Raw genomic sequence first — 21,576 nt, 5'->3', positions numbered from 1 at the left:
AATACATTTTAGCGATTTCTACTAATTTTTTAGTCGTATAATTATTCCTATTTGGCTATATTGGCGAAATGATTGATCAGAATACACAGCTGATCGGGGAGTCCCCGGCCTGGCTCAGTGCGCAGGAGCATGTCTCCCGCGTTGCACCGCTGGAGCGCCCAATTCTCATCATCGGAGAACGTGGCACCGGTAAGGAGCTGATCGGCGAACGCCTTCACTTCCTTTCGAAGCGGTGGGAAGGCCCCTTCATCAAGGTGAACTGCGCCGCCCTTTCGGAAACGCTGCTCGACAGTGAATTGTTCGGGCACGAGCGCGGTGCGTTCACAGGCGCGACCGAGCAGCGCAAGGGCCGGTTCGAACTCGCAGATGGCGGGACGATCTTCCTCGATGAGATCGCCACGGCGTCCCAGCAGGTGCAGGAAAAATTGCTGCGCGTGGTCGAGTATGGCGAATTCCAGCGCCTTGGCGGCTCACGCGTGCTGACAACCAATGTGCGCATCATTGCCGCCACGAATGCCGACCTGCCCGCCATGGCAGAGGCTGGCGAGTTCCGGTCTGACCTGCTCGACCGCCTGGCCTTCGACGTGATTACACTGCCCCCGCTGCGCGCCCGGCGCGGCGATGCCAGTCTGCTGGCGGACTTCTTTGCCCGCCGGATGGCGATTGAAATGGGTCAGGATTTTCCAGGCTTCGCGCCGTCCGCCATTGCCGCGATCGAAGCGCATGACTGGCCGGGCAATGTGCGCGAGTTGCGAAACTTCGCCCAACGGCTGACCCATCGCTCCATGGTCATGACACCGGGAGAGCCGGTCGTGTTCGACCCCGCAGCGCTGGATCCGTTCGAATCCCCCTGGCGGCCACAAACATCACCTGGAAAGCCGGTTCCAGCGCCAAAATCCTCCTCCCTGCAGGTGAGTGATCCCGGCAGGATCGACCCATCGGTCACAGCCGACTTCCAGGCGCAGGTCGCAGCCTTTGAAATGCGGTTGATCGATGAGGCGCTCAGTTGGGCGAAGGGACATCAGGGCCAGGCTGCCGATGCACTGGGGCTGACCTATCACCAGTTCCGCGGTCTCCTGAAAAAGCACGACTACGGAAAAAAGCCCGGCAAACCGAAAGACGATGAGGAAGGCACGCCCCTCAGCGGCACCCCCCGCCCGGCAATGTAAGCGTCAGCCGCCGCAGATCTGCCTGACCGCGCCGATCAGCTGTTCGTAATTGATCGGCTTGGTCATCACCATGTGATGTGGATACCGTTCCCGAAGGTGGAACGTGTCATTGCCTGACAGGAAGATAAAAGGCTTGCCTTCGCTTTCCAGCCGCTGGGCAATAGGGAGTGATGTCGATCCGCTGATATTCATGTCGAGGATCGCCGCGCAGACCTGCGTTTTGTCCAGCGCGGCCATTGCATCTTCTACACTGGCAACCGGATCGAGGACCTTGTAGCCCGCCTCCTGCAGGCGCATCTGCACATCCAGTGCAATCAGGAACTCATCTTCAACGAGGAGAATTACACCCTCATCACAGCTCATGATTGCCCCCTCCTGCGGAACCTGAACTCGGCCCAAAGGCCTTCCGGGCGGTATTCAATTTTCGCCTGCCCGCCGAGCGCATGAGACAGGCTTTGCTCAATCAGCACACTGCCGAAACCCCGGCGCTTCGGCGGCTCCACAGGCGGCCCCCCCGTCTCGACCCAGGTCAACTCTGCGTCTGCAATCGACGGATCGGAGCCGCGCCGCCATCGGATATCGAGGCGCCCCTCGTCTGTCGACAGAGCGCCATACTTTGCCGCGTTGGTCGCCAGTTCGTGCAGGATGAGGCCGAATGTGTGCGCCGCTTCTGGCCCAAGCATCAATGGGGGCCCGGACATCGTCACCTGCTGGTCGACGCCGCCCTGGGAATACGGCAGCACCTGATCACGCACGAGCTGGGAAATATCGGCGTCGCTCCGCGTCGAACTGATCAGCAGGTCATGGCATTTGGAAATCGCCATAAGCCGGCCGACGAACGTCTCCCGGAAGGAGTCCAGATCGGACGCTTCACGCAGCGAGTGCGAGGCAATGGTCTGAACGGTTGCCAGAGAGTTTTTCACCCGATGGCTGAGTTCCCCCACCAACATCTCCCGATGCTGCTCGGCCTTCTTGCGGTCGGAAATATCGAATCCGGAGGCAACAACATTTGTCACGACGCCAACTTCATCCACGACTGGTGCGAGCAGGTTTGCGACTGCAATACGCTCATCCCCCAAAACCCGAACAGTGGTGTCATGAAGAACGCGCTCTCCCTTGGCCGCCCTCAGGACACACCGGCGCAGCTCCTCGCGGGCATCGGCATCATGGGACCACCAATAGGTATCCCAGAAATGTTTCCCGACAACATCAGACGCGTCGAGGTTCGCGGTGGCCAGCGCCGCGGCGTTGACGTCGAGGATGATGCCATCTGGTGTCAGCAGCGTGACGAAAGAGATCAGGCTGTTCAGGATGGCGCGCGCACGCTCTTCCTGCTCCCGCAGCCTTGCCTCAGCCTCTTTCTCTCTCGATATGTCCAAATATGAAATGGCGACGCCATCATCGACCTTGGCGGCGGTAACACTGTACCAGACCCCGCCAGCACGCCCGTCCGGATATAAGAACTCTCCCCGCCAAGGCTCGCCCATCTCCACGACCCGTACATATTGGTCGAACGCACCAACTTCCTTCAGTAGCGGCGCGTCCTTCAACATCGTCGTTTTAAACAACTGCTCCAGATCACGGCCCGACAAGCGCACCGCCGCGGGGTTTGCATAGACAAACTGGAAATCCTTGATTTCGTTTTCAGCGTTCCGGATACTTTCGAAAATAACAAACCCGTCCGGCGTCGTCTGGTGGAAGGCGCGAAGGCGGGATTCACTTTCCCGCAACCGCAACTCTGCCTTCTTGCGTTCTGTAATGTCAGAGTAGGTTACGGCGACGCCATTCTCGATCCTGACTGCAGCTATCCGGAGCCAGAGACCATTATTGGTAATCGGGAAGAACATTTCCATATCCAATGGCTCGCCTGTCTCCACCAGACTGGCGTAAGCATCGAACAAAGGACGCCGCATATCCGGCGGCGCACCGGTCAGCATGGTCCGCCCGACAAGTTTCTGACCGGGAAGATTGATGATCGCCGCCGCCGCAGGATTTTCATACACACAAACGAAATCAGCGACATTGTTCTGATCGTCGTAAACACATCGGAACATCACGAAGCCGTCGGGCGTCGTCTGCTGGGCCGCCCGGAAGCGTTCCTCGCTTTCGCGAAGCCGGATCTCGGATTCCTTGGCATCGCTGACATCAGCAAATGCGACCGCGAATCCATCCTCGACTTTGACAATCGTATAGCGGAACCAACGTATAGCGCCGCTCCGGAACGGAAATTTCAACTCTCCCTGAGCCGTCTCCCCTGTTTCGACCACTTCGCGATACAAGTCGAACAGACCAAGCTGTACGCTGTTGGCATCGCGCTCGAGCATCTTGTAGCCAGGGATTTCTTCAGGTCCGATAGACAGGATTTTCTGGGCCGCCGGATTCCCGTATTCACAATAAAAGTCTTCGATCGCCCCGTCTTCGCTCCGGATACTGCTGAAAATCATGAAGCCGTCCGGCATGGTCTGCTGGACCGCTCTGAAACGCGCCTCGCTTTTCCGCAGCTCCGCTTCTGACTTCTTCTCCGTGCTGACATCCGAAAACGTGACCGCAAACCCGTCATCGACTTTCACGATCGAATAGCGGAACCATTTGGAGGTGCCGTCCATGAATGGAAACTTGAGCTCACCCTGTGCCGTTCGCCCCGTATTCACGACACTGCAGTAGATGTCGAACAATCCGACATCGATGTTCAAGGGATTCCGCACCAGCATCCGGTGACCGGGCATGTCTTTGGGGTCTATCGACAGAAGCTCACTGGAAGCAGGGTTTCCATATTCACACGCAAAATCCTCGATCTGACCGCTTTCGTTCCGGACGCTTTTGAAAATCATGAAACCGTCCGGCATGGTTTGCTGAACCGCCCCAAAGCGCGCTTCGCTTGCCGTCAGATCCTGGCGCATCTGCTTCTTTTCGGTGATGTCCTCGATCACCGAGATCATGTAATCGACACTGCCCGCCTTGTTGCGCACACAGGCGACGGTAAGGTTGGCCCAGACAATGCTGCCATCCTTGTGGACATAACGCTTCTCGATCTGCATCGAGCTGCGCTTGCCGGCGAACATTTCCTGCATCTGACTGACGCCCAGTGGAAGGTCTTCCGGATAGGTCAGAGACTGAAAATTGCACTGCATCAGCTCAGCTTCCGAATAGCCGAGGATTTCGCAGACTTTACGGTTTACATGTATCCAGGTTCCATCCGGAGCAACCTGGGCCATCCCGATGGCCGCATTCTCGAATGTGGCGCGGAAACGCTCTTCACTCTGATGAAGTGCGTCATCCTTGCGTTTCTCGCTGGTGATGTCCTCGATCACCGAGATGAAATAGTCGACTTCCCCGGCTTCATTACGGACACAGCCCACGGTGAGCTTTGCCCAGACCATGCTGCCATCCTTGTGGAAGTAGCGCTTTTCCATCGAATAGGTATCGCGCTTGCCGTCGATGGCCTCCTGCAGGAGGCCGAGATCGATATTGAGATCGTCCGGATGGGTAATGTCCTGGAAGGTGAGCTTCATCAACTCATGGGGTTTGTACCCGACAATGTCGCAAACCCGCTGGTTCACTCTCAGCCAGGACCCATCCGTCCCGACGAGCGCCATCCCGACGGCTGCATTTTCAAATGTCGCACGGAAGCGCGCTTCGCTCTCGGCGAGCGCCTGGGACGCATTATGCTTCTCCGTGACGTCGCTGATGATCGCGACAAAATGCTCAACCCGGCCATCCGCGTCACGCGCGCAGCCCACAGTGAGGATTGCCCAGACGATGCTGCCATCCTTGTGGACATAGCGCTTGTTCATCTGGAAGGAGCGCCGCTTCCCAGCGAGCATCTCCCGGAACAGCATGATCTGCAGCTCGAGATCATCGGCATCGGTGACGGCATCGGTGTGCATGCCGGCGAGTTCTTCCGGCTTGTAACCCAGCATTTCGGCGAAACGCAGATTGCACCGCAGGATCGTGCCGTCAGAATCGATGTGGGCAATGCCGACCGCACCATATGCCAACGGGTTCGTCATTCCTTCTTCATCGAGAGGAGGAAGGGACGAGTCATCGATCCGCTGGGCGGTGGACCTGTTCATGAACGATCACACTTTATTCGAATTGCTTAGCCCGCCACGAATGAGTCATTGGTTAAATGGTGAGATGTCCCGGCGCACCTGTCAAATCGGGAAATTTTCCGGGGCCTGTACACCTGAGACGCGAATTGACGGTTTGTAACGCCGCACCCTCTTTTTGCCCGCCCAAGTCTCGCCCATCTCTTCAGTAGGAGTCGCGTCGTGCGATTTTCTGCGCCATAATGGCGAGCCATAAAGAAGGAGACCGCTCGTGCAGATACAGATTACTGGCAAGCATATGGATCTCGGTGAAGCTCTTCGGGGCCGGATCGAAACGGGGCTGGAGGCGGCGGTCAGTAAGTATTTCAATCGAACTGGCGATGCCCGTGTTTTCGTATCCCAGCAGGGCCCGTTCGTGGAAGTGGACTGCAACGTCCACCTGCCCTCGGGCATCATTCTGCAATCGACCGGCAAGGCGGGCGACCCCTATGCGGCGCTGGAAGACAGCCTGGACAAGATGGAAAAGCGCGTGCGCCGCTACAAGCGCCGCCTGAAAGACCATCATGCAGGCAACACCACCATGCCCGTCGAACCGGCGGCGGAGTCTGTTATCCAGGTAAATGCATACGATGCCGAAACGGATGAAGAGCTCCCGGAGGCTTCTGACGACGCCCCGCTGACCGTCGCCGAAACCGCTGTTCACATTCGGACAATGAGCGTTTCCGAGGCAGTAATGCAGCTGGAACTGCAGGAAGTTCCGGCACTCATGTTCAGAAATGCTGGCCATGGACGCCTGAATATGGTGTACCGCCGCCCGGACGGGCACATTGGTTGGGTGGATCCAGCAGACGCCTCCAGAAACTGAGGCGGCCAACGGAAGCGAGTTACATGGCGACCGATCTGAGTTCCCTGCTTGAAGGCGGGGTTATCCTGCCGTCGTTTGACGCGACGAGCCGCAAACAGGCGATACACGCTCTGGCAGAAGGCCTGGCCGAGGCGACCGGCCTTGGCGCACGCCAGATCGAGGACGCCGTGATGGAACGCGAACGGCTGGGCTCAACCGGCGTTGGGGAGGGCGTTGCCATCCCGCATGCGCGCATTGAGGGCCTCGAGAAGCCGGTGGGCGGTTTCCTGCGGCTTGACCATGGCGTTGATTTCGAGGCCATCGACGAGCGACCCTGCGACCTGATCTTCATGCTGCTGGCGCCCAAATCAGCTGGTGCGGACCACCTCCGCGCCCTGGCCCAGGTCTCCCGCGTCTTCCGCCAGGGCGCCGTACGCGACGCCTTGCGCGCTGCGCACACCGAAGAAGACGTGCGCGCTGTGGTCTGCCGGGAAGCCGCCGAGCCTTCGGTCTGACCCGGCCAGGCACCTGAACCAGAAACCCGCCGGCCCAATCGGCGGGTTTTTTGTGCCCCCGATTTTCCTGCAGACTCGGCGGACTGTTGAGGAAATCTGAAGCGTTCTTCTGCCACATTGCAATCCAGCCGTGTGATAGTCATCTGCCGCTGACTGATATCGATAAGGGGTCTGCCATGTCCGCTGACGCGACCGGAGCCGCCGCTGGGGCCGCTCGAGTCAATCCGAATGCGCCGACGGAAGAAACCGTCCTTGCGGTCGAACATTACACCGACCGCCTGTTCCGCTTCCGCATCACCCGCCCGCGGAGCTTCCGCTTCCGTTCGGGCGAATTCGTGATGATCGGCCTGCCCAAGGAAGACGGCCGACCGCTGCTGCGCGCCTACTCAATCGCCTCCCCTGCCTGGGACGACGAGTTGGAGTTTTATTCCATCAAAGTGCCGGACGGTCCGCTGACCTCGCGCCTGTGCCACATCAAGCCCGGCGACAAGGTGCTGCTGGGCAAGAAACCGACCGGCACGCTTGTGCTGGATGCTCTCCTTCCAGGCAAGCGGCTCTACATGTTTTCAACCGGGACGGGATTTGCGCCCTTCGCGAGCCTTGTGCGCGATCCCGAGACGTATGAGCGATATGATGAGGTCATTGTCACTCATACATGCCGTGAAGCGGCAGAATTGACCTATTCGCGAAATTTGGTGGCCGATTTGATTAACGACCCTCTCGTAGGGGAAATGGTCGAAGGAAAGCTCCGTCTCTACACCTCCTGCACGCGGGAACCGCACGATCATCAGGGCCGTATCACGGACCTCATAGAATCCGGAAAACTCTTTGAAGATCTGGGGGTTAAGCCGCTCAACCCTGCCACGGACCGGGGCATGATCTGTGGCTCCATGGAAATGATCCAGGACACCAAAGCCCTCATGATCAAGGCCGGTCTGACAGAGGGTTCGAACGCCTCACCCGCTGAATTTGTTATAGAAAAGGCATTTGCGGGCTAGCCTTTACCGTGGCATTTACTCAGCCACTTTAGCTGGGAGGCTGAATTATGACGCGCAAGCTGGCAGGCGCCGTCGTAGGTATCGTGTTAGCCATGATGGTCGTCGCCCTCATCCAGATGGTGGGCCATTTCTTGTTTCCGCAACCTGAGCTTCCCGCGAACCCCTCTCCACAGCAGGTTCGCGATGCGGTTGCAGCCGCCCCCGTCGGGGCGAAGGCCATGGTTGTGCTGTCCTGGTTCCTCGGGGCACTCGTCGGCGTCTGGGCCGCTTTGCGGATATCAAAAGGCGCCCGCCGTTCGGCGCTCGTGGTCGCCGGGGCGGTCTTGCTGCTGACCATTGCTGTGCTTCTGTCGGTCTCCCACCCGACCTGGATGGTCGCTGGTGGCCTGCTGCTGCCAATCGTTGCGACCTTCCTCGCCACCCGGATCGTGCCCTTCGCTGAAGCCTGATCGGAAAAGCCGTTCCCTCTCGACGCGGTTTAACCATAAGGCTAGGTTTTCCCCGGTGTGGGAGGACCTGATCCGGTGAACCGAATAAAGCAATTCTGTCAGACCCGTCTGGCCCGCGTGGCGTTGGCCTGCGCTTGCCTTCTTCTGCTGCCCGCCGCCTCAATCGCTGAAACCCGCCTTGGCCTGGTCATCTCCCAGACCGACTACACCGGAGATCTCTCCCGGGTAACCAGCGCCAGCCAGGAGGCCGACACGATTGCCAGCGCGCTGATCGAGACCGGTTTCGACGTCACCCGCGCACATGACCTCAACAAGCGTGACCTTGCCTCGACGCTCAACGCCTTCCGCCGCAAGGTCGATGCAGCTGGGCCCGATGCGGTGGCGTTCGTCTATTATACCGGCCATGGCGCCCAGCACCCCGAAAGCGGGGATTCCTACCTTCTGGGCGTGGATGCGGAACTGGTTGCCGCCTCCGACCTTGCCTTTTACGGCCTCGACATGCAGACCCAGCGCGACGGGTTTGCCGCCACCGGCGCCCGTGCGATTTTCCTGGTCTTCGATGCCTGCCGGAACGTGCCGGGCTTTTCCGGCTACAAGGCCGGCGTCAAAGGCCTCTCCCGCGTGGAGGCACGCCCGGACATGCTGATCGCCTATGCCACCGGCCTCGACGATGTGGCCAAGGAGGGCGTCTATGCGCCGGTGCTGGCCGAGGAGATCCGCCGGCCTGGCCAGAAAGCCGAAGACGCCTTCGCCGCCGCCCAGCGCCGGGTGGCCGGGCGCACCAATCGCAGCCAGCTGCCCTGGACCAACAATCTTCTTTACAACGAGTTCTGCTTTGCCGCCTGCGAAAAGCCGGCCGTTACCGAGCGGCCTGAACCCTTCGAACTAGTGATGAGCGGCAGTGATCTCGATCAGGCCTTCGCCGCCGCCTATGGCGACTTTGGCAAGGCGACCGTTGAAATCAAAGCCAGTGAAGAGTTTGGCGGCCGGATGGAGACGTTTACCTTCGAACCCGCCTTCGCCGTCAGGTTCGATGATTATATCGCCCTGGTCTCCAAGGGGACCAACAAGGAAGATGCGCATGTGGCTGCCGGCCGTATCAGCGCCCACTACATCAAGGATGGTGAGGTGATTGGCACCTGGCAAGATCTTGCCTTTGGCAATGGATTCGGCCAACCGCCAGACTATTCGCTCCGCACCGGCCTTCTGAACTATCCGACCATGATGGTCAAAGCCGGCTGGATGGGTCAGGGCTATGTGGTCGCCAAAGAGGACGTCATCGAAATCACACCGGACGGGCCTGCATTCCGCGCCAGTGTGACGACCCGGGATGACACGACTGGCGCCGCCTATGAAGAGCTGAAGCCCTGCGTTCTGGAAGGCCGGATCAAGCCCTCCCGAACAAGCGCCGACTCTTTCCTGGTCGATTACAAATTTACCAGCGAGATCAAAGGCGAAGATCGTCTGGTGACCTACACGCTCGACCCGGCGTCAGGCGCCTACGTGCCCGATTTCGAGTATGAGCAGGAAATCTGCGTGACCCTCATGTATGACGCTTTGGAGAGCAAAGCGGAATAATCGCCCTAAAAGGCAAAACTGAACGAATTTCAACGATTCCGTTCAGCGGATCGTCACCACGCGCGTGGTACGGCGTTAAGCATGCTCCGCCAGCTTATCGCCATCCTGATTACCTGTTTTGCGATCGCCTTTGCCTTTGGCGCGCTGACAGCCGTGCGCTGGCCGTCGATCATGATGGCCGTCAGCTGGCTGGCCCATGACCAATTGGCCGATGGCCTCGCCACGGTGAACTGGCGCCAGCTCGGCATCGACAATGGCGGACCCTATCTGCTCGCCGCGCTCTGCTTCTACTGCTCTGCCGCCATGGTGGCTGCGCGCCGCCGCGGCGGGGTTGCCTGGTATCTTTGCGGCATGGGCGCAGGCTTTCCGGTCTTCTACCTCGTCACCTTCGAACCCGGCTGGTGGGAAAACCCGAGCATTGCCGAAGGCGGTGTGGCCGGGCTCGGCGCCGTCGGCGTTCTGCTGCTGATCGCCGTCTGGGAGCTGCGCTACCGCCCTGCCCGGCCGGTTGAACAGGCAGAAGCCCAGCCCGAAGAGGTGCGGCAACCCGTGGTCCAGACCATCGTCGTCCAGCAATCTGCTGAGGGCGAAGAGCCGATTGTCGTGCGCAAGCATGTGTTCGGCCAGCCCAAGACCCGGCCCGGTTTCGTCCCAGCCGCCGTCGCGCGCCAACGGGCCAGCTTTGCCCATCATGGCCGCAAGGCCGCTGCCCGTCGGCAAAAAGTGCTGGAAGCCCGAGGCCTCGCCTGACGCCCGGCCAGACCGGCAGACCCTGAATTTACTTCGCTTTACGCCGACATGGCGTATGGTCCCCTCAAGAATGATAATGAGGAAGGCTTGTTATGACCGTTCGCAATCTCGCCGGCTTTGCACTGGCCGTGCTGGCAGCCTGGCTGCTCTGGGGCGGCATTCACACAGTGAACGTGATCGTTTCGCGCGGCAGCCCCCTGTCTGATGCCCTTCTCTCCCCGCCAACCAGCCTGCTGCGCATACTCGGCACCTTTGTCGCTGTGATCGGCGGCCTGCTGGCAGGCTTCGGCAAACCTTTCGGCGCCCTGCTCAGCCTGATTGGTGTGGGCGTTTTCGCGCTGCTGGCGGCCACGATGGCGCTTTCCGGGGCAAATTCGGTGCTCTGGATGGATGAAGCCGTGTTTTCGGGCATTCTGATTGTGCTGATGGGCCTGCTATTTATCCTGCAACGCAACTGAAGCTGCTCTCCCTACCAAGGGCGCATTGATTTCAGGGCGCAAATGCCTAGGTTGGCGCTCGAATCCTCAGGCCCCTTTTCGCAAGGCAGAATTTCCCATGGCAGAGACCTATGACGTCGTCATCATCGGTGGCGGCCCCGGCGGCTACAATTGCGCGATCCGCGCAGGACAACTCGGGCTGAAGGTTGCCTGTATCGAATCCCGCGGCAAACTCGGCGGCACCTGCCTGAATGTCGGCTGCATCCCGTCCAAGGCCCTCCTCCACGCGTCCGACCTTTATCGCGGTGCGCAGGAAGATTTCGCCGGCATGGGAATCAAGACCGGCAAGCTGGAAATCGATATCACCCAGATGATGGCGCAGAAGGACGACGCCGTCGAAGGCCTGACCAAGGGGATCGAATTCCTCTTCAAGAAGAACAAGGTCGACTACATCGTGGGCCGCGGCAAGATCCTCGGGCCGGGCAAAGTCGAAGCGACCCTGAACGAGGGCGGCACCCAGACCTTCGAAACGAAAAACATCGTCATCGCCACCGGCTCCGAGCCGGTCAGCCTGCCAGGCATCGAGATCGATGAAGAGCGCGTGGTGACGAACACCGGCGCCCTGTCGCTGACCGCTGTGCCAAAGCGCCTGATCCTGATCGGCGCCGGCGTCATCGGCCTCGAGATGGGCTCGGTCTGGGCACGCCTCGGCGCTGAAGTGACCGTGGTCGAGTATCTCGACCGCATCATGCCGGGCGCCGACAGCGAGATCGCCAAGGAAGCCCAGCGCGTCTTCAAGAAACAGGGCCTCACCTTCCGCCTCGGCCAGAAAGTGACCGGCGTCGAGAAGATGAAGTCGAAGCTGAAACTCTCCATGGAACCGGCCAAGGGCGGCGACACCGAAACCCTCGACGCAGATGTCGTGATCGTGGCCGTCGGCCGCCGTGCGTACACGGATGGCCTGGGTCTTGAGAATGTTGGCGTGACCACCGACAAGCGCGGTGTCGTGCAAGTGACCGACGGTCACTTCAAGGCCGCTGACGGCGTCTGGGCGGTCGGCGACTGCATCCACGGGCCGATGCTGGCCCACAAGGCCGAGGATGACGGCACGGCCGTCGCCGAACTGATCGCCGGCAAGGCGGGCCATGTCGACTATGATCTGGTGCCGAGCGTCGTCTACACGAACCCGGAGATCGCCTGGGTCGGCAAGACGGAAGACCAGCTGAAAGAAGCCGGCATCGAATACAAGAAGGGCAAGTTCCCCTTCATGGCCAACTCCCGCGCGCGCACGAACCATGAAACCACTGGCTTCGTGAAGATCCTGGCCGACAAGAACACCGACCGCATTCTGGGCGCCCACATGATGGGCCCGTGCGTTGGCGAGATGATCGGCGAGATCTGCGTTGCCATGGAATTCGGCGCGGCCTCGGAAGATGTCGCCCGCACCTGCCATGCCCACCCCACCCTGTCGGAAGCGATCCGTCAGGCGGCCATGGGCGTCGAAGGCTGGACGATGCAGATGTAGTTTTGCAGCGTTCACAGCCGAGAAACAGTGGACGCACAGAATTCCGTTGCTACTTTTAGGGCATGTACATTCATGCCGGAGCCGGCTGGCACATACGGGACTATGAAACGAGCGACGGGCAGGCCTGCATGTCGATCTTCATGTCCTGTCTGCGCAAGTTCCCGTGGCGCGGAGCCCCCCGGCCTTATGTGGCGCGGCTGATCCGGTCCCTGCCCGGCGCGAAGATCTGGGTCGCCGAAGAGCCGAGTGCCGGCATCATCGGCTTCCTCACGCTTCAGCCGCCCGATGCCTATGTCGACCACATCTTCGTGCATGAGGACTGGCGCTTTTGCGGCGTCGGCCGCGGCCTGCTGGAAGTTGCCCGGCAAGAGGCCGGCCAGCCGCTGACGCTGGATGTGGACACGCAGAATTTCGGCGCGCGCAAGGCTTACGAGGCGCTCGGCTGGCATGTCGCCGCCTCTGCCGGTGAAGACAGCGGCCGCAGCCAGATCCGCCTCGTCAGCCCTTAAACCAGTTTGCTGTCCGGATCACTCGCCAGCGAGGCGGGCGGCTTCCTCATCCGACAGTTCGGAATTGTCGTAGACGTTCGAGACATCGTCGAGGTCATCCAGCACGTCGAGCAGCTTCATCAGCGTGTCAGCCGCGTCGCCCTCGATCGGCACCGTGTTCTGTGGCTTCCAGATCAACTTGGTCGACTTGGCTTCGACCGCGTCCCCGAAATGTTCGGTCAGCGCATCGGCCACCGTCTGCAGGTCTTCGCGAGCGGTGTAGATGAAGTGGCCGCTCTCGTCGGACTCGACATCCTGGGCACCGGCCATGATGGCGGCTTCCATGATCTCGTCTTCGCTGCCGGCTTCCGGCGGGTATTCGATCTCGCCGACCTGGTCGAAGCCGAAGGAGACAGAGCCCGTCTCGCCGAGGTTTCCGCCATTCTTGGAGAACGCCGTGCGGATATCGGTCGCGGCGCGGTTCTTGTTGTCGGTGGAGGCTTCCACAATGATGCCGACGCCGCCGGGGCCGAAGCCTTCATAGCGGATATCCATATAGTCTTCGCCGCCACCGCCCTGGCCCTTGTCGATGGCGCGCTGGATGTTGTCCTTCGGCATCGACTGGCCCTTGGCGTTCTGGATGGCCAGACGCAGGCGCGGATTGGCGTCCGCATCGGGCCCTCCCATTTTCGACGCGATGGTAAGCTCCTTGGACAGACGCGAGAACAGCGCGGCGCGCTTCTTGTCCTGGGCGCCTTTGCGGTGCTGGATGTTTGCCCATTTACTGTGGCCGGCCATGAAAACCCTCTCGGCAGCGGTTCGAAACTGGAAAGGCAGGGCTTTAGCGCATGGGGCGCCGCAGGCCAAGCCGGACGGTTCAGGCGTGAAAGTCAGGCCGGTTCGAGCAGGTCTCGGCGGGCGGTTTCCATGGCATCGGTGAAAACGCCGGTATCGCCGCTGGCCCGGGCGACGAGGAGCGCACCCTGGATATCGATGATAGCCGCGGTCGCCCGACGCTTCGCCTCGGCCGCCGGGAGCCCCGCGCCTTCCAGCGCAGCAGCCAGCGCCGTGATCCAGTCATTCAGGATGGCCTGCACCTTTCCGACAGAGTCCGGCGCGAGGCCCGGCGAGACCATGAGGCTGGCGACCAGGCAGGGTTCCCGCCCGCAATCATACATCGCGCTGGTCGTTTCCAGCATCGCCGCGACCCGGTCCGCCAGCGGCCCTTCCCCGGCCAATGGCGCGAGGATGTTCTGTTCGATCTGGCCGTGGGCGAAGTCTGCGACGGCGGCAACCATCTCGTCCTTCCCGCCCGGGAAGTGGTGATAGAGGCTGGAGCGGCCAAGGCCGGTGGCCTCCGATATGTCCGATAGGGCCGCGCCCTCGAAACCGCGATGGCGGAAGAGGTCGAACAATTTGCGGACGATCTCGTCGCGCGAATGGGAAGTTCTGGCAGCAGCGGTCATGGGTGTACCCTTCCGCAACTGACCGGTAAAATCAAAGCGGATTTCAGACGCGCGTTCGGGGAAGGACGAGTGGGAGAGTCCCCGTCCTTCCCCTTCCGGGCCTTTTTGGGCCCGTCAGGCGCTTCCTCAGCGTTGGCTTCAGGCCGGCTCGGCCACGCGCTCGGCGGTGACGACCGGGAAGTCGATCTCGGTGCCAAATACCTCGTTGAGGTAGTTGGTGTAGACGTTGAGGGCGACGTGGCCGACGACTTCCACGAGTTCGCCATCCGACAGGCCAGCCGCGCGTGCTTCGGTGATATCGGTGTCTTTCACGGCGCCGCGGGCGATGGCGATCTTGCGGGCGAGTACCACAGCCGCATCAGCTTTCGCATCGGAGGCACGGCCGCCACGGGCGCGGATGATCTCGTCTTCCGGCAGTTTCAGCATGTTGGCCGCGATGTAGGAGTGGGCCGAGTTACAGTAGGAGCAGCCGTTCACGTTCGCGATGGCGAGCGCGATGCGCTCCCGAGTTGCGGCCGGCAGCTGGCCCTTGCCGAGCGCGCCGTTGAACGAGAGCAGGCCGTCCAGGGCGGCCGGGCTGTTGGCGGTGAGGCGGTAGAGGTTCGGCACGATGCCGAGCGCGGCTTTCACGCCGTTCAGCGAAGCGTGTGCCGCGGCCGGGGCATCTTCAACGGTGGCGGGGGTCGGGATACGGGACATTTGAATTTCCTTGTTTGATCAGGGTGACTTCAGGGGTCGTTTGAAGGGTTATTGTCTTTCGACCCGGCTTATGTACCGATCGTTCGGTTCAAAACAAGAGCGCTCGCAAAAGCGTGATCACCAGCACGTGCGGCGCCCGTGACGGCGCTTGGTGAGGTGGGTTTGGTTTTCGGGGGTCAGCCGCCGCGTCAGGTATCCGGCAGCGGCAGGTGAAGGCCCCTTCTCCCTTGGGACAAGGGGTTGGGGATGAGGGGCCACGAAACACAAGCGAGTGCATGGCATACGGCAATGCCTATACCCCCTCATCCCCCCTCTCCAGAGGGAGAGGGGCTGCAAGTTGAGATATGCCGGCACTGCGGCCCGCCCGTCGCACGCGACGGTAAGGCGGTCATTGGAATGCGCGCGCAGCATCAGCACCTGGACCCAGATCAGAGGCCAGAAAAAGGCGAGCTGCGGCGGGAACCAGGCGGGTGGGTGAAAGAGCGACATGTGCCGGACTATAACTCCGGGTACAGAGGTGTCGGATGGAATTCTTTTCGCGGCAATGATGGCGGCAGGATTGGAGGCGTGATGCGTGCGGGGGATAACTGCCACAGGACGAAATCCGACTACGCCATGATCTGGCCTGACTATAACGGATCATTCCGGACACGTTAGTCTGCCGCTCCTCCATCAGCTAAGACTGGACGAAGCGGCGTATTCACCGCCAGAATGAAAAGCGGTCAGTTGAAGAGGAAGCTCCATGCGCCCGAAGCCCATTATTATCATCCAGGCGGCTGCCGCATTGCTGTTGACTGCCTGTACGCAAACCCAGCCGGTTCAGGAGACTGCACACGCGGCAGATATTGCGCCCATCGTGACCGAGACCTTTTATGAAGAGGCCGGGATCGAACAGGTCTGGTCCGATGAGAATTTCGACGAGCTGCTTTCCGCCCTGAAAGGCATTTCGAGTCATGGTCTGAATCCGGAAGATTACAATCTCGGCGCGCTGGAAGCTGCGCGCGGAGACCCCGCAGAGCGTGACCGGCTGGCCACTGCCGCATGGCTGATGGCCGCCTCCCACCTGCTGCAAGGCAAGCTGAATCCTGTGAGTATCGAGCCAAGCTGGACCATTCCTGCCCGGCAAGCAGATATTTCAGCCAGCCTGTCGAGCGCGCTGGAGAGTGGAGAGATATCAGCCACGCTTGAAGCGCTCGCCCCGCAACAGCCGGTCTATCAGGCGATGCGGGCAGAATTGGCAGCTCAGCAGGCGGCCGAAGCATTGAAAATCATCACCGTGGAAGAAGGGCCGGCACTGAAATCCGGTATGTCAGGCCCGAGGGTCGCCTCATTGCGCGCCCGCCTGTCTCAACTTGGCCGGCTGGAAGCCAGGGCGGGAAGCGATAATTTTGACGAAGCCACAAAAACCGCAGTCGAAACCTTTCAGGCTTCGGAAGGGTTGGACTCAGACGGTGTAGCCGGTGCTGCTACAATTCGTCTATTGAACAAGGGAATTGAGGCTCGGATTGCACAATTACGCGTCAACCTCGAGCGCTGGCGCTGGCTGCCCGATTCCCTCGGCCGCCGGCATCTACGGGCGAATATCGCATCCTTCGAGGTAACAGCCTTCGAAAACGGTATTGCTCAGAGTACGCACCTGACGATTGTCGGCAAGCCCTACCGGCGGACGCCTGTGTTTTCTGACGAAATCGAATACATCGTGTTTAATCCCTGGTGGGAAACGCCGGACAGTCTGGCCAGAGCGGACAAACTGCCCATGTTCCAGAAAGACCCCGGCACCATAGGACGACTGGGCTTCCAGGTACTTGACCGGTCGAACAAGGTTGTGGACCCCGCAAGCATAGACTGGGCCTCACTAAAACCGTCGAACTTCCCCTATCGACTGCGACAGGCACCGGGACCGATGAACGCGCTTGGTCAGGTGAAGATCATGTTTCCCAATCCGTACAATGTATACCTGCACGACACGCCAACGCGGGGGCTGTTCGCTGAACGGCAGCGGGCCTTCTCGTCCGGCTGCTTGCGGACGCAGTTCCCGATCGAGCTGTCAAAATGGCTCTTGTCGGAAACATCCGGCTGGGATGCTGCAAAGGTGGACGCCGCAGTTGCGTCGGGCAAAGAAACACGCGCCACGCTCAGCACGCGCATACCTGTCCATATCCTTTACCTCACCACGGTCAGTGATGGGCTGGGAGGCATCCGCTACCTGGATGATATCTATGACAGAGATTCCGCCGTTCTCACCGCCCTGCAATCTGCACCTGAATAGCACCATCAATCACCCTGCACGATTTCCTTTGGGCTTCAGCGGCGCGGGAGGTGATGATGCTTTACAAGTGCGCTTCCCTAACAGCGATCGCCGACTTGGCAGGGCGGCGAAAACGCTGTCTGATCCGATAAGCGCCGCGCTGAAGAAATAACACAGCCCGCGGCAGCTGAACCCGTCAGGGAGGGCGGCAGATGACACGCGAACCGGAACGGCCTGCGCATTACTATCTCGCCGGGGGCGGGATCGCCTCGCTGGCGGCGGCGGTGTTCCTGATCCGCGATGCTAACGTTGCAGGCGAGCAGGTCACGATCTTCGAGAAGGAAGACCGCTTCGGCGGCAGCCTCGACGGGTCCGGCGATGCGGACATAGGCTATCTCGTGCGCGGCGGGCGGATGTTCGAGCCGAACTTCATCTGCACCTTCGACCTGTTGCAATCCATTCCGAGCAGATTGCCGGACGGTCTGTCAGCGAAGGAGGACATATTCGCCTTCAACCGGGACGTACCCGGATCTTCTCGCTGCCGGCTTATCCGGAATGGCGCGAAGGCCGACACGCGCCTCGGCCTGCGCCTGCGCGACATGCGGGACCTGGCTCGCCTGATTCTGGCGAAAGAAAAGACGCTGGATGGAAAGGCGATTGAGGACTGCTTCGATGCGGCCTTCTTCCAGTCGAACTTCTGGATCATGTGGAGCACGATGTTTGCCTTCCAGACATGGCACAGCGCGATTGAGCTCGCGCGTTACCTGAAGCGCTTCATCCACCTCTTCCCAGGCTTCACCCGTATGGAAGGCGTTCTGAGGACGCGGTTCAACCAGTATGACTCGCTGATCGCGCCCATCGTGGACTGGCTGACAGAACGGGGCGTGACGTTCGCGACGGGCACGGAGATTGTCGATGCGAGCCTTGACGGGCCGGGAGAGGCGCTCAGCGTCGCCGAACTCATTCTCGACCGGGCCGGGCGGCGCGAGACCATGCCGGTTTCCGAACATGACCGCGTCTTCTTTACGCTCGGCTCGATGACGGCCAATTCGGTTCAGGGGTCGAACACGGCGCCCCCGCCCGCCCCGGAGACGGAGAGCGCCTGGACGCTGTGGCAAAACCTCGCGGCGAAGACGCCCGTATTCGGACGGCCGGACCTGTTCTGCCCGGACGTTACGCGCACACGCTGGGAATCCTTCACGGTGACCCTGAAGAATCCGGCCTTCGTCGATCACATGGAGCGCTTTTCCGGCAACCGGACTGGTACGGGCGGCCTGGTGACCATCGCCGATTCTGGCTGGATGCTGTGCTTCGTTATGCTCCACCAGCCGCACTTCCGTCGCCAGGCAGATGGCACCTATGTCTTCTGGGGCTATGGCCTGCTCGGCGACCGGGAGGGTGACTTCGTGAAGAAGCCGATGGCAGAGTGCTCGGGCGACGAGATCCTGGCGGAGCTTGCGGGCCAGTTACGGCTCGGCGACGAGGCAGACGCAATGTTCTGCGATGCCATCGTCCGGCCCTGCATGATGCCGCTGATCACCAGCCAGTTCATGCCGCGACGCGCTGGCGACCGGCCGGATGTCGTGCCTGCAGGCGCCAGCAACTTCGCCTGCCTCGGCCAGTATTGCGAACAACCGCACGATGTCGTCTTCACGGTCGAATACTCCGTCCGCTCCGCCATGACGGCCGTGCACAGGCTGGCCGGCGGCAATCCGCCGCCACCCGTGAAGCGGACAGACCGCAACCCGATTGTGATTGCAAGCGCCCTGCGGACAATCCTCGCCGGATAGACTCAGCCCGGAACCATCTCGCTCAGTCTGCCACCGATGCGGATCGGCTCTATACGGATGGCGAGGCCGGTGCGGTCGTCGGTTTCGACATAGGTGCCGCAGAGCGTGCCTTCGCCGAGGGCCGGCTGGTAGCGGTCACCGGGCAGCTGGGTCTGGAAGCGATAGAGCGAGATCTGCTTCTGCATGCCGATGACGCTGTCATAGTCGCCGCACATGCCGGCATCGGTCTGGTAGGCCGTGCCGCCTTCGAGGATCATCGTGTCGGCGGTCGGCACATGGGTGTGGCTGCCGACAACGAGGCTGGCGCGGCCGTCGCAATGGTGGCCCATGGCCATTTTCTCTGACGTCGCCTCGCAATGCATGTCGACCACGATGGCATCGGCCACGGCGCCGAGCGGCATGGAATCGAGCGCAGCGTCCACGGCGTCGAACGGGCAGCTCATCGTCTGTTTCATGAACACATTGCCCTGCGCCTGGATCACGCCGATGCGGCGGCCATCCGGCAGGGCGAAGAGATGCGCCCCCTTCCCCGGCGCATTGGCCGCGGCAGGATAATTGACGGGGCGCAGGAGGCGCGGCTCCCGCTCGATATAGGTCAGCGCCTCGCGCTGGTCCCAGGCATGGTCGCCAAGGGTCAGACAGTCCGCCCCCGCATTGAAGAACTCTTCCGCGATGGCGCTCGTCAGGCCAAAGCCGCCGGCGGCGTTCTCTGCGTTGACGATGGCAAAGTCGACCTGCAGGCGGGCTTTCAGGCCCGGCAGATGGTCCAACACGGCCTGGCGGCCGGGCTTTCCGACGACGTCTCCGAAGAATGCGATTTTCATGGCGATACGCTATGCACCCGGCCCGCAAAAAAGAAAAGCGCGCGCACCCAGAAGGATGCGCGCGCTCCTCATGTGGTCAGGAAGCCTATTCGTTGGCGGCGGAGAAGCCGAGCTTCTCTTTCGTCAGGGCCGACGGGTCTTCCATGTCGGCCAGCGTGGACATGGCCAGCGGCTCGGCCGGAGCGAGCTTGATGGTCAGCGTCTTGGGGCTGGTCACAAAGCTGGAAAGCGCTGTCGAGGCCTCGGTCAGCAGCTCAGGATCGATGCCGCTGCCAGCCGCCATCATTGGCGCCATGGCCAGGAGACCGGTCAGCTGGTTGCGGATCTCCTGCGGGTCCTGCCCGGACTGGGCGGCATAAGCGTTGAAAGCCCGGTCCATGAAGCCGTCATCGTCGATCGACAGTTCCATATTGTGGATGATCATGTTGTCGAGCGTATCGCCCAGCATGTCCGCCGGATCGTCGGATGCGTCTGCCTCGGCCATGGCCTTGGCGCCGGCATATTGCGCACCGAAATCGATGCGGAACCCGTCCTTCAGCTCCCAGAAGTTCTCACCCTTTTTATAGGTGGTGAGATCGGAGGCCTCGTCATAGGTCTGGTATCCGGCGCCGGACAGTTCCAGCTCCTGATAGCCCAGCATGGCCAGCTGGCCGGCCAGCTGCTCGCCATATTTGCCTTCATCCGTGGTGAGAGAAACCTTGAACGGCTCGGTCTTCACGGCGACGACACCGTTCTTCTTGTCACGGCCAACGGCGGAGACGAGCTTCGGCAGGTCGATCTTCACGCCGGCCATGTCCATGTCGAAGCCGTTGAGCGTCAGGGATTCATAGCCCGGATTGGCCGGGTCCTGCCCCGCCAGATTCATCATCTGCGAGACCTCTTCCGGGTCTGCCGCGTCTTCTGATGCATCGGTCAGCAGGCCAAGGTCTGCGCCGCGCATCTCGATAGAGGCGAGATTGAGCTTCATCTTGGTATCTTCGACCGGGTCGAACATATCGAAGGTCAGGCCGTCCAGCTTCATCAGGGCGGCCGCTTGCTCCTTGAGACCCGTTACTTCGATTGTGCCGATGGTAAAGGTGCCCTCTTCGCCATCGGGATCGTCGATGCGGAAATCGACATCCTTGACGGCCCAATGGTCGAAGGCGAGGGCGTCGCCTTCCGGCAGGTCCGGCACTTCATCTTCGGAGAACAGGCTGGCGACCCAGTTGGCGGTTTCCGGAGACGGATTGACGAGGTCGATGGAGCCGATCTTGCCGGAGCCATTTTCGGCCTCGTCCGGATCTGTCGGCACGAAGGTGATGTCGTTGAGCAGGATACGGGAGAAGCTCGGCTCACCGTCCAGCATGGCGAGACCGTCCAGTTCAAGCGTTGCAACCGTCAGGTCCGCGCCATCAAGCTCGGAGATCTCGTCCTCATCGTCGGCCTCATAGGCGGACGTGACGATGGTGACGCCGGTGAAGACGGCCTTGTCGCCATTGAGGGCCCGCTTGTCCCAGGTGACATTGCCGGAGCCGGAAGTTTCCAGCGACATGGCGGCGAGGGCGGCGGCAGCCGATCCTGCATCTCCTTTATGGACTGAGTAGGATGGAATCTTGGATTCGGAGAACACAATTCCTGACGGCACGGCGGCGTCATCCGGCTTGTCTTTCTGCCCGCAAGCCGTAAGCATTGTGATGGCGGCAACGCCCGTCAGCAAATATTTCATATGTTGGCCCTCTGAATAATTGGGTATTGGAATGCACGCGAA

The 21,576-nt window shown here is 60.9% G+C and carries 19 protein-coding genes; 12 read left to right on the top strand and 7 right to left on the bottom strand.

Features of this window, described 5'->3' with window-relative positions; translation table 11 throughout:
* Positions 1-68: 68 nt before the first annotated feature.
* Complete coding sequence (pspF, locus tag HY17_RS01455; protein WP_051599511.1) at positions 69-1,169, top strand: phage shock protein operon transcriptional activator; 1,101 nt, start codon at positions 69-71, stop codon at positions 1,167-1,169.
* A gap of 3 nt (positions 1,170-1,172) precedes the next feature.
* Here the strand turns inward: pspF and HY17_RS01450 are convergent, their stop codons facing one another.
* Complete coding sequence (locus HY17_RS01450; protein WP_034761443.1) at positions 1,173-1,532, bottom strand: response regulator; 360 nt, start codon at positions 1,530-1,532, stop codon at positions 1,173-1,175.
* Positions 1,529-5,242 carry a PAS domain S-box protein gene (locus HY17_RS01445; RefSeq protein ID WP_081812912.1) on the bottom strand — a complete coding sequence of 1,238 codons (3,714 nt, stop codon included), beginning with the start codon at positions 5,240-5,242 and terminating at the stop codon, positions 1,529-1,531. The genes HY17_RS01450 and HY17_RS01445 overlap by 4 nt, the downstream gene beginning before the upstream one ends.
* A 247-nt stretch (positions 5,243-5,489) precedes the next feature.
* Here HY17_RS01445 and hpf point away from each other — a divergent pair, with 247 nt between their 5' ends.
* From hpf to HY17_RS19100, 9 genes are all read left to right on the top strand, one after another.
* Positions 5,490-6,083 carry a ribosome hibernation-promoting factor, HPF/YfiA family gene (gene hpf / locus HY17_RS01440; protein WP_034761439.1) on the top strand — a complete coding sequence of 198 codons (594 nt, stop codon included), beginning with the start codon at positions 5,490-5,492 and terminating at the stop codon, positions 6,081-6,083.
* Positions 6,084-6,106: 23 nt separating this feature from the next.
* On the top strand, positions 6,107-6,577 hold the full coding sequence (locus tag HY17_RS01435; protein WP_034761436.1) for a PTS sugar transporter subunit IIA: 471 nt from the start codon (positions 6,107-6,109) through the stop codon (positions 6,575-6,577).
* 176 nt (positions 6,578-6,753) lie between these two features.
* Positions 6,754-7,575, top strand: coding sequence for a ferredoxin--NADP reductase (locus tag HY17_RS01430; RefSeq protein ID WP_034761434.1), 822 nt, complete (start codon positions 6,754-6,756; stop codon positions 7,573-7,575).
* A 47-nt stretch (positions 7,576-7,622) separates the two neighbouring features.
* A complete protein-coding gene (locus tag HY17_RS01425) occupies positions 7,623-8,024 on the top strand; it encodes a hypothetical protein (RefSeq protein ID WP_034761432.1) in 402 nt (133 codons plus the stop codon).
* Between the two features lie 75 nt (positions 8,025-8,099).
* Positions 8,100-9,602: a caspase family protein gene (locus HY17_RS01420; protein ID WP_034761430.1), complete on the top strand. Its 1,503-nt coding sequence runs from the start codon at positions 8,100-8,102 to the stop codon at positions 9,600-9,602.
* An 81-nt stretch (positions 9,603-9,683) separates the two neighbouring features.
* A complete protein-coding gene (locus HY17_RS01415) occupies positions 9,684-10,352 on the top strand; it encodes a hypothetical protein (protein ID WP_034761428.1) in 669 nt (222 codons plus the stop codon).
* 92 nt (positions 10,353-10,444) lie between these two features.
* Positions 10,445-10,810: a hypothetical protein gene (locus tag HY17_RS01410; RefSeq protein ID WP_034761426.1), complete on the top strand. Its 366-nt coding sequence runs from the start codon at positions 10,445-10,447 to the stop codon at positions 10,808-10,810.
* 97 nt (positions 10,811-10,907) lie between these two features.
* Positions 10,908-12,314, top strand: coding sequence for a dihydrolipoyl dehydrogenase (gene lpdA, locus HY17_RS01405; protein ID WP_034761424.1), 1,407 nt, complete (start codon positions 10,908-10,910; stop codon positions 12,312-12,314).
* A 62-nt stretch (positions 12,315-12,376) separates the two neighbouring features.
* Positions 12,377-12,823 (top strand): N-acetyltransferase, encoded by a 447-nt coding sequence (locus HY17_RS19100; RefSeq protein ID WP_051599510.1) that lies wholly within the window; start codon positions 12,377-12,379, stop codon positions 12,821-12,823.
* An 18-nt stretch (positions 12,824-12,841) separates the two neighbouring features.
* On the opposite strand, the gene HY17_RS01395 is transcribed toward HY17_RS19100, so the two are convergent.
* From HY17_RS01395 to HY17_RS01385, 3 genes are all read right to left on the bottom strand, one after another.
* The gene (locus tag HY17_RS01395) at positions 12,842-13,600 is read right to left on the bottom strand and encodes a YebC/PmpR family DNA-binding transcriptional regulator (protein WP_034761422.1); all 759 of its coding nucleotides are present in this window, start codon (positions 13,598-13,600) and stop codon (positions 12,842-12,844) included.
* Between the two features lie 92 nt (positions 13,601-13,692).
* On the bottom strand, positions 13,693-14,268 hold the full coding sequence (locus HY17_RS01390; RefSeq protein ID WP_034761420.1) for a TetR/AcrR family transcriptional regulator: 576 nt from the start codon (positions 14,266-14,268) through the stop codon (positions 13,693-13,695).
* 138 nt (positions 14,269-14,406) lie between these two features.
* Positions 14,407-14,967, bottom strand: coding sequence for a carboxymuconolactone decarboxylase family protein (locus HY17_RS01385; RefSeq protein WP_034761418.1), 561 nt, complete (start codon positions 14,965-14,967; stop codon positions 14,407-14,409).
* A gap of 742 nt (positions 14,968-15,709) precedes the next feature.
* Here HY17_RS01385 and HY17_RS01380 point away from each other — a divergent pair.
* Both HY17_RS01380 and HY17_RS01375 read left to right on the top strand, forming a co-directional pair.
* A complete protein-coding gene (locus HY17_RS01380; RefSeq protein ID WP_051599509.1) occupies positions 15,710-17,236 on the top strand; it encodes a murein L,D-transpeptidase in 1,527 nt (508 codons plus the stop codon).
* 191 nt (positions 17,237-17,427) lie between these two features.
* Entirely contained in the window at positions 17,428-19,005 is a 1,578-nt protein-coding gene (locus HY17_RS01375) for an oleate hydratase (RefSeq protein WP_034761416.1), read from the top strand.
* Positions 19,006-19,007: 2 nt separating this feature from the next.
* Here the strand turns inward: HY17_RS01375 and HY17_RS01370 are convergent, their stop codons facing one another.
* Both HY17_RS01370 and HY17_RS01365 read right to left on the bottom strand, forming a co-directional pair.
* Positions 19,008-19,829: a TIGR00282 family metallophosphoesterase gene (locus HY17_RS01370; RefSeq protein WP_034761414.1), complete on the bottom strand. Its 822-nt coding sequence runs from the start codon at positions 19,827-19,829 to the stop codon at positions 19,008-19,010.
* An 85-nt stretch (positions 19,830-19,914) separates the two neighbouring features.
* Positions 19,915-21,534 carry a hypothetical protein gene (locus HY17_RS01365; protein ID WP_034761413.1) on the bottom strand — a complete coding sequence of 540 codons (1,620 nt, stop codon included), beginning with the start codon at positions 21,532-21,534 and terminating at the stop codon, positions 19,915-19,917.
* Between the last annotated feature and the right edge of the window lie 42 nt (positions 21,535-21,576).

Source organism: Hyphomonas sp. CY54-11-8 (genome assembly GCF_000682735.1).
Classification (GTDB): Bacteria; Pseudomonadota; Alphaproteobacteria; order Caulobacterales; family Hyphomonadaceae; genus Hyphomonas.
This window is presented reverse-complemented; position numbering and strand designations above follow the sequence as displayed.

Bases quoted from the DNA above. Each gene is read 5' to 3' on its own strand.
- HY17_RS01370 (WP_034761414.1), bottom strand. From the start codon at position 19,829: ATGAAAATCGCATTCTTCGGAGACGTCGTCGGAAAGCCCGGCCGCCAG.
- HY17_RS01385 (WP_034761418.1), bottom strand. From the start codon at position 14,967: ATGTCCCGTATCCCGACCCCCGCCACCGTTGAAGATGCCCCGGCCGCG.
- HY17_RS01435 (WP_034761436.1), top strand. From the start codon at position 6,107: ATGGCGACCGATCTGAGTTCCCTGCTTGAAGGCGGGGTTATCCTGCCG.
- pspF (WP_051599511.1), top strand. From the start codon at position 69: ATGATTGATCAGAATACACAGCTGATCGGGGAGTCCCCGGCCTGGCTC.
- HY17_RS01395 (WP_034761422.1), bottom strand. From the start codon at position 13,600: ATGGCCGGCCACAGTAAATGGGCAAACATCCAGCACCGCAAAGGCGCC.
- HY17_RS01390 (WP_034761420.1), bottom strand. From the start codon at position 14,268: ATGACCGCTGCTGCCAGAACTTCCCATTCGCGCGACGAGATCGTCCGC.
- lpdA (WP_034761424.1), top strand. From the start codon at position 10,908: ATGGCAGAGACCTATGACGTCGTCATCATCGGTGGCGGCCCCGGCGGC.
- HY17_RS01425 (WP_034761432.1), top strand. From the start codon at position 7,623: ATGACGCGCAAGCTGGCAGGCGCCGTCGTAGGTATCGTGTTAGCCATG.
- HY17_RS01410 (WP_034761426.1), top strand. From the start codon at position 10,445: ATGACCGTTCGCAATCTCGCCGGCTTTGCACTGGCCGTGCTGGCAGCC.
- HY17_RS01375 (WP_034761416.1), top strand. From the start codon at position 17,428: ATGACACGCGAACCGGAACGGCCTGCGCATTACTATCTCGCCGGGGGC.
- HY17_RS01450 (WP_034761443.1), bottom strand. From the start codon at position 1,532: ATGAGCTGTGATGAGGGTGTAATTCTCCTCGTTGAAGATGAGTTCCTG.
- HY17_RS01445 (WP_081812912.1), bottom strand. From the start codon at position 5,242: ATGAACAGGTCCACCGCCCAGCGGATCGATGACTCGTCCCTTCCTCCT.
- HY17_RS01365 (WP_034761413.1), bottom strand. From the start codon at position 21,534: ATGAAATATTTGCTGACGGGCGTTGCCGCCATCACAATGCTTACGGCT.
- HY17_RS01415 (WP_034761428.1), top strand. From the start codon at position 9,684: ATGCTCCGCCAGCTTATCGCCATCCTGATTACCTGTTTTGCGATCGCC.
- HY17_RS01380 (WP_051599509.1), top strand. From the start codon at position 15,710: ATGCGCCCGAAGCCCATTATTATCATCCAGGCGGCTGCCGCATTGCTG.
- HY17_RS19100 (WP_051599510.1), top strand. From the start codon at position 12,377: ATGTACATTCATGCCGGAGCCGGCTGGCACATACGGGACTATGAAACG.
- HY17_RS01430 (WP_034761434.1), top strand. From the start codon at position 6,754: ATGTCCGCTGACGCGACCGGAGCCGCCGCTGGGGCCGCTCGAGTCAAT.